Origin of the sequence: Microbacterium hominis NBRC 15708 (assembly GCF_001592125.1) — a bacterium.
In the GTDB taxonomy this organism is placed as follows: domain Bacteria; phylum Actinomycetota; class Actinomycetes; order Actinomycetales; family Microbacteriaceae; genus Microbacterium; species Microbacterium hominis.
Map to the genome: position 1 here is coordinate 1 of NZ_BCWI01000031.1, position 10034 is coordinate 10034.

The window sequence follows — 10034 nt, forward strand, 5'->3', positions numbered from 1 at the left end:
GCGTGCACTCGGAGGCCCCGGTGCCGGTGGAGGAGCTGATCGCGGCGGTCGAGCAGGCGGGGTACGGAGCGAGCCTCCCAGCCCCGCCTGTGCCCGACACGGCTGAGCAGACCATCCCGCGGGACGATGAGCTGGCGTCGCTGCGGCAGCGGCTGATCGTCTCGGCGGTGCTGGCGGTGCCGGTCGCGGTGCTGTCGATGATCCCCGCCCTGCAGTTCACCTACTGGCAGTGGCTCACGCTCACCCTGGCCGCGCCGGTGGTGGTGTGGGGGGCGTGGCCGTTCCACCGCGCCGCGGCGATCAATGCCCGGCACGGGGCGGCGACGATGGACACTCTGATCAGCGTCGGGGTGCTGGCCGCGTTCGGCTGGTCGCTGTACGCGCTGTTCTTCGGCGGTGCGGGGATGCCGGGAATGCGGATGAGCGTCACCTTCGTCGGCACCCCGCAGGCCGGTGGCCACGAGGTGTACCTGGAGGTCGCCGCGCTGGTGACCGTGTTCATCCTCCTCGGCCGCTACCTCGAGGTTCGTGCCAAGCGGCAGTCCGGCGAGGCCCTGCGCGCCCTGCTGGAGCTCGGCGCCAAGGACGCAGTGATCCTCCGCGAAGGCACTGAGCAGCGCGTCCCCGTCGCACAGCTCGTTCCGGGTGATGTCGTGGTGGTGCGGCCGGGTGAGAAGATCCCCGCCGACGGCCTCGTCACCGAGGGAATGTCCGCGGTGGACGAGTCGATGCTGACCGGCGAGTCCGTGCCGGTCGAAGTCGCCCCCGGCTCCCGCGTGGTCGGCGCGACTGTGAACACCGGCGGGCGCCTGCTCGTGCAGATCACCCGCGTCGGCGCCGACACCGAGCTGGCCCGGATGGCGCGGCTGGTCGAGGAGGCGCAGACCGGCAAGGCCCAGGTGCAGCGCCTCGCCGACCGGGTGTCGGCCGTCTTCGTCCCCATCGTCATCGTCCTCGCCCTGGCCGCGTTCGCCGGGTGGCTGATCGCGGGGGCGCCCTTGGAGGTCGCCTTCACCGCCGCGGTGACCACCCTGATCATCGCCTGCCCGTGCGCGCTGGGGCTGGCGACGCCGACCGCTCTGCTGGTCGGCACCGGCCGCGGCGCCCAGCTGGGCATCCTCATCCGCGGACCCCAGGTGCTCGAGCAGACCCGCCGCATCGACACCGTCGTGCTCGACAAGACCGGCACCATCACCGCCGGCACCATGACCGTCACCGGCATCCACCCCGCTCCCGGCACCGATGAGGCGGAGCTGATCCGGTTCGCCGCGGCGCTCGAGCACGGCTCCGAGCACCCCATCGGCCGCGCCATCACCGCCGCAGCCGACGGCCCGACGGATGCCGTGGAGTCATTCGCCGCCGAGGCCGGTCAAGGCGTGCAGGGCATCGTCGACGGCCGCCTGGTCGCCGCCGGCCGCGCCTCCTGGATCACCACCCAATGGGCGCTCCCCATCCCCGCCGAGCTCGCCGCGACCATCGCGGCGGACGAGGCGGCGGGGGCGACGGTGACGGTGGTGGCGTGGGACGGGCAGGTGCGCGGGGCGATCAGCGTCGCCGACACCATCAAACCCACCAGCCGTGAGGCGGTCGCACGGCTCCGGGAGCTCGGGTTGACCCCGATCCTGCTCACCGGCGACAACCCCGGCGCCGCCCGCGCGATCGCCAACCAGGCCGGGATCGAGGACGTCCGCGCCGGGGTCACCCCGCAGGGCAAGCTCGACACCATCCGCGACCTGCAGGCCGCGGGCCGGGTGGTCGCGATGGTCGGCGACGGCGTCAACGACGCCGCAGCCCTCGCCGCCGCCGACCTCGGGATCGCGATGGGCACCGGCACCGACGCGGCCATCACCGCCGCGGACCTGACCATCGTCTCCGGCGACCTGATGCTGGTCCCGGACGCGATCCGGCTGGCCCGCCGCACCCTGGGCACGATCAAGGGGAACCTGTTCTGGGCGTTCGCGTACAACGTCGCCGCGATCCCGGTCGCGATGCTCGCCCTGCTCAACCCCATCCTCGCCGCCGCGGCAATGGCGTTCAGCAGCGTGTTCGTCGTCACCAACAGCCTCCGCCTGCGCCGCTTCCGCCCCCTGCCCACCCCGACCCGTGCCGGCGCCCCCGCCACCCGAGAGCCCGCGCCCGTCCAGGCCTAACCATCGCTCGAGAAGGAGACACACCATGTCCCACGACCACGACCACTCCGGGCACGACCACACGCACGGGCACGACCATGGAGGACACGAGCATGGTGCGCACGAGCATCACCATCACGAGCCGCCGGCGGGGGCGACGAACCTGGTGACCTGTCCGGTGATGCCCGGCAACCAGGTCGACCCGGCCTGGGCCGAGCAGCGCGGCCTGTTCCGCGACTACCAGGGCAGCCGGTACTGGTTCTGCTGCGCCGAGTGCGGGCCGCTGTTCGACGCCGACCCGGCCCGCTACGCGCACGCCGCCTGACCGGCCAGATAACCCGGTCGGAGATAGAGGGTGGACACGGCGGTCGGGCTGGTGCAGGCGTACCTGCGGGTCAACGGCTACTTCACCGTCGCCGAATACCCCGTGCTGGACGCCACCGGTCCCGGCGGTCCCCGCACCATCACCGACCTGGACATCCTCGCCGTACGGCTGCACCGCGCACCGGGAGCGTCCGGGACCGTCGACGCACCGCTGGACCCGGCCCTGGGTGCCGGGGGCGGAGCGGACATGATCGTCGGCGAGGTCAAGGAAGGCCGCCCGCACCCCAACCCGGCGATGCGGGACCCGGCCGTGCTGGAAGCCGCGTTCACCCGGTTCGGGTGCTGCGCCCCGACCGATGCCGCCCGGCTGGTCGCCGAACTGCTGGAAACGGGACGGACGGTTGCTGGAGCGGTTCTTCCGGTTCCTCGGGGAGGGGATGCCCGAGGATGTGCGGGCCGATCTTCACCGGGAGGCGTTCCGGCCCGCGGTGGTGGTCACCCAGGGTCGGCAAGCGCGCACCTTCCTCACCGAGCTGCACGCCTGGCAGGGCGACCCGCCGGCGCTGCCCGATGTCCCGGTCACCGTCATCTCCGGCAGTCTCGCGGACGGGATGCCGCGACGGGTCCGGGATGCCGCGACCGCCGCCGGGCGGTATCGGGCCGCACAGTCCCGGCAGGGCCGGCACGTGGTCGCTGCCCGCTCCGGCCACTACATCCCCGCCACAGAACCAGATCTGATCGCTGCGGAGATCCGCCGCCTCGTCCTCCCACCCGCAGGATAACCCCGGGTTGTCTGGCGGGCATGCCTAGTCAGGCCACAGCAGGGGTGCGCCGCCGCCAGGCGATCGCGCCGGTGAGGGCGAGACCACCCAGCCCACCCCACAAGGTGACAGCGGAGACGCCTTGCCCGATGAGGACGGCGGGGGTGATGCCGGTGCGCAGGTCGGTGTCGGCGATCAGCGCCCCGGCCTGTCCGGCGGGCAGACCGGTGAGGGTGCTGCCGTCGGGGCGGATGATCTGGCTGGTGCCGACGGTGGAGACGTTCACCACGGTACGGCCGGTCTCTACCGCGCGGATCCGGGCGACCGCGAGCTGCTGCAGGTTCTCGTCCGTGCCGCGGAAGTCGGCGTTGTTGGTCTGGAACACCAGCAGCTCCGCACCGGCGGTGATGCTCTCGGCGATGACCTCGTCGTAGATCACGTCGAAGCAGATCGCCAACCCCACCGGCACACCGCCGACGGTGACCAGCGGCACGTCCGTGCCGTGCGCGTAGTCGCGTTGCAGCAGCCCGACCAGGTCGGGGGCGAGCAGGGTGTAGAACGCCCGGTCGGGCACGTACTCGCCGAACGGCACCGGGTGGCGTTTCGCGTGCGTCTGCACCTGCTCCCGCTGCGGCGTGGCACCGGTGGTGGCCGGGTCCCACAGGAACGACGTGTTGTAGATGTTGCCGCCCGCCGTGGTGGCCGCGTTCGCCAGCAGCGGGGCACCTGCCCGGGTGCTGATGCCGGTGAGATACTCGGCCAGCCACGGGGTCTGGAACGGGTCAGCATCCAGCCCTTCCGGCCACACCACCAGATCCACATCCGCGTCGAGCACCGGGCCGGTCGCGTCCCCCTGCGCCCGGGCGATCGCCCCCACGGTGCGCTGGTCGAAGTACCCGGACGGGCCGTTGCCTTGCACCGCCCCGACCCGCATCGTCCCGGCCGGTGTGGTGGGAAACGCCGGGACCAGGACCAGCATCAGGGTGGTGACGGCGGGTACGGCGGCGGGGAACGGGCGACGCCACCGGCCGGTCCGGATGGCTTCGATCGCGGCGGCGACGGTGAAAACCATCAGGAAGGTGAGCCCGCTCACCCCGACCCAGGACACCGTCTGAACGAGGGGGCTGTCGGCTTGGGTGATCCCGAGCCGCGCCCACGGCAGCCCCCCGTACGGCCAGGCGCCCAGCAGCACCTCCCGGCCCGTCCACAACGCGGCCACCAGGCCCGGCAGCAGCAGCAGGCGTCCGACCGGGCCGGGGACGGCGCGCGGCACCCACCGGTACGCGAGTGCCAGCGGGATGATCCCGACCGCGGTCAGGGTCCCTTCCACCATGGTCAGTGCCGCCCACGGCACCGGCCCGAGATACCGGGTCGTCCAGGACACCAGCAGCCCGAAGAACAGCAACCCGAACACCGCCCCGACCGCCACCGCCCCCCACACGCTCCGGCCGATCAGGGCGAGAAGCAGCAGCCCGGTCGCGGCGAACGCGGCCGGCCAGAACCCCACCTCCGGGTAGGCGAGATCCATCAGCACCGCCGCGGCTGCCGCGACCGGCAACGCCACCGCCAACGGCATCACCGCCCGGGCACGGCGGTTCGGCGGGGTGGGTTGGGGGCGTCCGTGCGGGTCCTGGAGGGTCGTCGGGGTGGCGGTCATGGCCGGTCCGCGATGGTGCGGGCGATTACGGCGGCGTCCCGGGACACCCCGGCGAGGGTGTCCGCTCCGGGGCGGCTGTGGGCGGGGATCCCGGCGACGAACAAGCCCGGCAGCCCGGTCATCGCCGGGCGGGACCGGGCTGCGGTCGCCTCGGCGGGGAGCCAGTCCTCGCCGGGGTCGTACCCGGTGGCGAGGATTACCGAGTCCGGGGCGAGGGTGCTGCCATCGGCGAACGTGACCTGCCCGCCGTCCGCGCCGGTCACCGCCGGGGCGACCGCCACACCCGCGTGACGCAGCGCATGGTAGCTGTCGCCGAACACCGGCTGCACGGCGGGTGGGCGACCCAGCCAGGACGAGCCTGCCCGGGCGTGGACGGGGAAGGTACGGGCGGGTCGGTGCGGCCGTCGGGTGCGGACCGCGAGGGTGACCTCGTGGGAGGTGGATAGCTCTCGCGCCAGCTGCACGCCGCTGTTTCCGCCGCCGACGATCAGCACCCGCCCGGTGGGCACCTGCCGGGGGAATTGGTAGTGGGCGCTGTGCAGCACCACCCCGGGCACCCGCAGCTGCTGCGCCCACGCAGGGATGCGGGGGTGGGTGGCGGCGCCGGTCGCGCACACCACGTTGCGGGTCTGCACGTCGCCCTCTGCGGTCTGCAGCTGCAGCACCGACCCGTGACCGACGCGTTCCACCCCGACCACACGCAACCCCCAGAACGGGTCCACCCCCAGGGTGTGCTGCACCTGGTCCAGGTAGTTCGCGATCTCATCCGCCCGCGGGTGCTCGTGCGGGTCCACCGGTAGAGGCCGGACTGGCAGCGTGCTGTGGCGGGCGTCGGATAGCAGCCGCATCGAATGCCACCGGGACGCCCAACTGCGTTGCCGGTCCGTGGCGGCGTCGACGACCACGAACTCCTGCTGCGGCCGGAACCCCAACCCGATTAGCGCGGCGGCCACCGCGAGCCCGGCCTGCCCGGCCCCGACGATGATCGCCCGCCGATGCGTCAACCCCGACCGCATCACCACCCCCTCCCCGCAGAAGAGGGCCGGGGCGGGAATGGACGGAGGATGATCGCGCCAGCGCCGCGGCGGGACGGGGCCGGACGGGGCCGAGCGGGGCCGGGTGGGCGGCGGTGACCGGCCGCAGCCGTCGGCACCGGATCGGCGAAGGGGGCCGCCGTGATACGGGTCATCAAGACATTCTCCAAACCTAGAAATCGGCATCACACAGCGCCCGCACACGGGCGGGCGGGAAGACGCCGCCCATGGGTGGGCGGCATGCCGGATCTCAGGTTCGGGAAATCGACAACAGCAGCAGTGAGGGCGCGGCCGGACGCCGCGACACGGGCACCGGCACCAGCAGCGGCGCGCGCACCGGACGGGATACCCGCAGTATCCGCAGCCGGCCCTGGAGCCGGGAAGCCGTCACGGCCGCCAGTACCAGCAGCGTGCACACCACCCCGATCAGGCACCCCCACGCCCCGGACGCATCGACGGACACCCCCGCAGAGGACGACGCCGTCCGGCCCTCCACCGGTGCCCCCGAGTCTGGGGTAGAGCCGGTCGCGACGGGGGAGCCCGCACTGGTGTCGGCGTGCGCGTCAGCCGTGGTGTGGGAGGTGGTCCAGCCGCCGATGATGAGCACAAGTGCCAGGCCCAGGATGGTCAGCAGCCGCCCCGACCACCACCCCGCCGCGATGACCCGGTCGGGCCGGGATCGGGGGTCGCGGGGCATAGTCCCTCACTGTACCAATCCGACCTTTGCGTCTCCCGGATCTCGCCCGGCCGCAGGCCTTCCACGCCTTCGCCGACAGAGCAGCCACATCGCGTCCACCGGCACGTCGTTCTCGATTATCGGCGAACGACGTCGGTCTCCTGAGCGGAAGGATCAGTGCCCTCGGGGTGCCGTGGTGTCGGTCAAGGCGGGCAGCAGGATCGCCGTGACGCCGTCGGGGTCGAGTCTGCCGGTGCGGACTTCTTCGGCGGCGCCGTTGAGGACGGCACGGGTCGCTGAACTCCGCCGCGATCGTCTCGGCTGCGTCAGGTTCGCCCCACCGGGCACGTGCACCCGTCGGCACCCGAGGCGGGCGCCGATTGAAAGAATACCTATAGGGGGTATAAGGTGTGGGGGAGTCGTGTGCGAGGGAGAGGCGGGCGAGGTTGATTCAACCGATCGACTATTTCCTGGTCGCCTGGTTCGTGCTGGTCGCGATCAGCACGATCTGGGTCGGGGTGGACCAGTTCCGTCACAACCCGGAGCCGGCGGTGATGAAGTGGGGCTTCATCCTGGTCACCCTCTACCTGGGGCCGATCGGGGCGCTGCTGTATGTGCTCGCGGACAAGGAGCCACGGCCGGGAGAGCATGAGGAGTTCACCCGGCCGCTGTGGAAGCAGGGCATCGGCTCGACCATCCACTGCGTCGCGGGCGATGCCACCGGCATCATCGTCGCCGCCGTCGTCGTCGCGTCGCTGGGCCTGCCGATGTGGCTGGATCTGATCATCGAGTACGCCGCCGGGTTCGCGTTCGGGTTGTTCGTGTTCCAGGCCCTGTTCATGAAGAACATGATGGGCGGCAGCTACTGGCAGAACGTGCGCCGCTCGTTCCTGCCCGAGTTCATCAGCATGAACTTGATGATGGCGGGCATGGCGCCGGTGATGTCGCTGCTGATGATGGGCCGCGACATGCGGGCCATGCTGCCCACCGAGTTGCTGTTCTGGGCGGTGATGAGTTTCGGGATCGCGGTCGGGTTCGTGCTCGCTTACCCCGTGAACGTGTGGATGGTGAAGAAGGGCCTCAAGCACGGTCTGATGACCGTCCGCCCCCAGCCCGCCACCCACCCCCAGGAGCATGACGCGCACGCGCAGCACAGCCCGCGGCCGGAGGCGCACGCCGGCCACGACCAGGCGGCGGGCGGTGCGTCGTCGCCGGGGTCGGGGCATGAGGCGCACCAGCCTTCTGGCGCCGGAGCGGTGACCGTGCCGCAGCTGACCGTGGTCGGCGCGTTCTCCGCGATCGCGCTCGTGGTCGGGATGGTCGCCCCCGCGAACGCCGTCAACATGACTCTCAGCGCGCACGACGTCGGTGGGCTGATCATGCCGCCCGGGATGATCATGACCCGTGACACCCCCGCCGAGGCGATGCGGGACATGGCCGCCGTCGACCCGCGGGCCGCGACCGCCGCGTACGACGTGGACACCCGCGGTGATGAGGTGCTGGAACCTGCCCGCGTCGAGGACGGGGTGAGGGTGTTCGAGCTGACCGTGTCGCAGATCCGCTGGGAGATCCTCCCCGGCGTCACCGTCGACGCGTACGCGTACAACGGGCAGATCCCGGGGCCTCGGCTGCAGGTCACCCAGGGCGACCGGATCCGCATCGACGTGACCAACGAGCTCGACGAGTCCACGACCGTGCACTGGCACGGCCTGGACGTGCCCAACGAGATGGACGGGCCCGCCGGGATCACCCAGGATCCCATCCAACCCGGCGACACCTACCGGTACGAGTACACGGTGAAGCAGTGGGGCACGTTCTTCTACCACTCCCACGATCACGCCGACCGGCAGCAGGCCCTCGGCCTGTACGGGGCGCTGATCATCGACCCCGCCGACCCTGGCCTGCAGCCGCCTGCCGATCGCGAGTACACGATCCAGCTGCAGGAGTGGCTGTCCCGGGAGGGGCTGACCTATCCGGCGATGCCGATGGAAGGGGGCATGCCGAACTACTTCACCATCAACGGGAAGGCGTACCCGGCCACCGAGACCATCGACATGAAGGTGGGGGAGACCCTCCGGGTGCGGTTCATCGGCTCGAACACCAACGACATCCACCCGATGCACATCCACGGCGGCCCGTTCACCGTCGTCGCCCGCGACGGGGCGGCCCTCACCACGGCGCAGCAGTTCCAGGCCGACACGATCAACGTCGGGCCGGGACAACGCTACGACGTGCTCTGGAACGCGCTCGAGCCCGGCCAGTGGCTCATCCACTGCCACATCAACCACCACACCACCAACAACAACGTCGAAACCGACGGCGCTGGCGGCCTGACCATGATCATCAACGTCACCGAATAACCCCACGAACCGAAGAACCGCCGCCGTTGTGGTCGCCGTTGCCGCGTCGAGTCACGTCCGCGCCCTCCGGCAGCACAGCAGGCGGATGCCAGGGGTGCCCAGCTCATCGTGCCCGACCGTTTCGGTTGCCGGAGGCCGAGATCGCCCGCCCGCCCGCAACGGGGCGCGGTGACCTCGCCGTGGTCAGGTGGTCGCGGGAGGGAGGACGCGTCGGCGGCGGGCGACGGTGACGGCCGCGGCGACCGTGAGTGCCGTCGAGACGGCGAGGAGCACGGCGCCGAGGATGATCTGCCCCGGTGACGGGGTGAGGGCGGTGACGGGCTGGTAGAGGTTGCGCTGCTGGCTCTGCGGGCCGGTGAGTTGCTGATCGACGGGCACCCACACCTCGAGGGTGCGTTCGCCGGTGGCGAACTGGGCGTACACGAACCACAGCCCCGGTGACGGCAGTGCCAGTTCCCCGGTGAAGGTACCGGGAGGCGGGGTGCCGGGTTGTGCGCGCAGCGGCGCGGTGAGGTCCTCTCCGGTGCGGCGGGCGACCAGACGGGACGGGGTGAGGTCGGTGTCGTCGGTGAGGCGGATGCCGGTGATGGTGACGGTCAGCTGCCCGGTGCCGTCGCCGGTGACGGTCATCTGTGCGGTGCCGTAGGCGGTGCCCTGGCCGGGGTCGTGCGCCTGCGCGGGTGGGGGCGGGGCGAGGGCGACCAGCAGAAGGGTGAGGGCCGCGGCCGCGCCGCCGGATCGGAGGCGAGTCCCCGGCCGCACGGTGAGGGCGATCATGCTGACGATGATCACCGTGGTGGTGCCGACGGCGGACCAGGCGACGGGGGTGGGTGGGACGCTGCTGATCCCGGTCCCGGAGGCCAGCAGTTGCAGGGTGGTCACGGCGAGGGCGGCCACCGGCCACCGCCACCGGGGGACGGGCAGGGCCAGCAGGAAGAGCCCGGCCACCGCGACCGGCAGGTCGGGGGCGAGCCACCCAGAGGTGGTGAGCAGCACCCACAGCACCACCCGGAACACCAGGTACACGGCGACGACGAGGACAAGGCGGGTGCGGCCGGGGACCAGGGTGGTGATCACCCATGCCGCGCCGAGC

Annotated in this window: 8 protein-coding genes; 4 read left to right on the forward strand and 4 right to left on the reverse strand. The window is 71.8% G+C overall.

Going from position 1 to position 10034, the window contains the following annotated elements; all coding sequences use genetic code 11:
- The 3 genes from MHO01S_RS15785 to MHO01S_RS15795 all read left to right on the forward strand — a co-directional run.
- Positions 1-2150, forward strand: a 2150-nt coding sequence (locus tag MHO01S_RS15785) for a heavy metal translocating P-type ATPase (protein WP_061782587.1), incomplete at its 5' end; no start/stop codon positions are given.
- A gap of 25 nt (positions 2151-2175) precedes the next feature.
- A complete protein-coding gene (locus tag MHO01S_RS15790) occupies positions 2176-2454 on the forward strand; it encodes a YHS domain-containing protein (protein WP_005049577.1) in 279 nt (92 codons plus the stop codon).
- A gap of 400 nt (positions 2455-2854) precedes the next feature.
- Positions 2855-3235: a hypothetical protein gene (locus tag MHO01S_RS15795; protein ID WP_174524695.1), complete on the forward strand. Its 381-nt coding sequence runs from the start codon at positions 2855-2857 to the stop codon at positions 3233-3235.
- A gap of 28 nt (positions 3236-3263) precedes the next feature.
- Here the strand turns inward: MHO01S_RS15795 and lnt are convergent, their stop codons facing one another.
- The 3 genes from lnt to MHO01S_RS15810 form a co-directional block, all read right to left on the reverse strand.
- Positions 3264-4871, reverse strand: a complete 1608-nt coding sequence (lnt, locus tag MHO01S_RS15800) for an apolipoprotein N-acyltransferase (RefSeq protein ID WP_157553825.1) — start codon at positions 4869-4871, stop codon at positions 3264-3266.
- Positions 4868-6091 (reverse strand): flavin-containing monooxygenase, encoded by a 1224-nt coding sequence (locus tag MHO01S_RS15805; RefSeq protein WP_307132466.1) that lies wholly within the window; start codon positions 6089-6091, stop codon positions 4868-4870. Before MHO01S_RS15805 ends, lnt begins: the two co-directional genes overlap by 4 nt.
- A gap of 64 nt (positions 6092-6155) precedes the next feature.
- Positions 6156-6602 (reverse strand): hypothetical protein, encoded by a 447-nt coding sequence (locus tag MHO01S_RS15810; protein WP_036286063.1) that lies wholly within the window; start codon positions 6600-6602, stop codon positions 6156-6158.
- Between the two features lie 425 nt (positions 6603-7027).
- Here MHO01S_RS15810 and MHO01S_RS15815 point away from each other — a divergent pair, with 425 nt between their 5' ends.
- The gene (locus MHO01S_RS15815) at positions 7028-8941 is read left to right on the forward strand and encodes a multicopper oxidase domain-containing protein (protein ID WP_060960784.1); all 1914 of its coding nucleotides are present in this window, start codon (positions 7028-7030) and stop codon (positions 8939-8941) included.
- Between the two features lie 183 nt (positions 8942-9124).
- Here MHO01S_RS15815 and MHO01S_RS15820 read toward each other — a convergent pair.
- Positions 9125-10034 (reverse strand): hypothetical protein (locus MHO01S_RS15820; RefSeq protein ID WP_218016055.1); only part of this gene is annotated, 910 nt, incomplete at its 5' end.

What these genes read in the sequence shown, in the direction of transcription:
- MHO01S_RS15790 (WP_005049577.1), top strand. Translation starts at nt 2,176, where the DNA reads ATGTCCCACGACCACGACCACTCCGGGCACGACCACACGCACGGGCAC.
- lnt (WP_157553825.1), bottom strand. Translation starts at nt 4,871, where the DNA reads ATGACCGCCACCCCGACGACCCTCCAGGACCCGCACGGACGCCCCCAA.
- MHO01S_RS15805 (WP_307132466.1), bottom strand. Translation starts at nt 6,091, where the DNA reads ATGCCGATTTCTAGGTTTGGAGAATGTCTTGATGACCCGTATCACGGC.
- MHO01S_RS15810 (WP_036286063.1), bottom strand. Translation starts at nt 6,602, where the DNA reads ATGCCCCGCGACCCCCGATCCCGGCCCGACCGGGTCATCGCGGCGGGG.